Annotated in this window: 1 protein-coding gene; it reads left to right on the top strand. The window is 45.1% G+C overall.

Annotated features, from left to right (window positions below; all coding sequences use genetic code 11):
* Nucleotides 1-364, top strand: a 364-nt coding sequence (locus AYW76_RS19250) for a glycosyltransferase family 9 protein (RefSeq protein WP_407943028.1), incomplete at both ends; no start/stop codon positions are given.

The raw sequence follows: 364 nt of genomic DNA, 5'->3' as shown, positions 1-364 counted from the left end.
AAGACCTCATGTTCGATCTCGCCAGCACCAATCGCTCCCATTGGATGATGGCGCTGGGCAAAGCAAAGCTTAAAATTGGTTTCCCCTACAATAATTTGATCCGTAGAGTACTGTGTGACGTGGCAGTTTTTCGTTCTGACTTACAGCCTGAAGTTGAGGTGATGCTAGACATGCTGCGTATTTTAGGACATACACCACCAAGACGTTTAGAGTTTGCCTACCCAGATCACCAAGTTGTTTGTGATAAAGAGCAGCCATTTATTTTGTACTTCAATGGTGCTTCGATGAAAAGCAAAATCCTGTCTAAAGAGCAGATGCGTGACGTTGTGGAGCAGGGAATGGCTGCGTTACCAGATTACCAACA

Origin of the sequence: Marinomonas gallaica (genome assembly GCF_001639745.1) — a bacterium.
GTDB lineage: Bacteria > Pseudomonadota > Gammaproteobacteria > Pseudomonadales > Marinomonadaceae > Marinomonas > Marinomonas gallaica.
The sequence above is the reverse complement of the archived record's forward strand: the minus strand, read 5'-3'. Positions and strand labels throughout refer to the sequence as shown.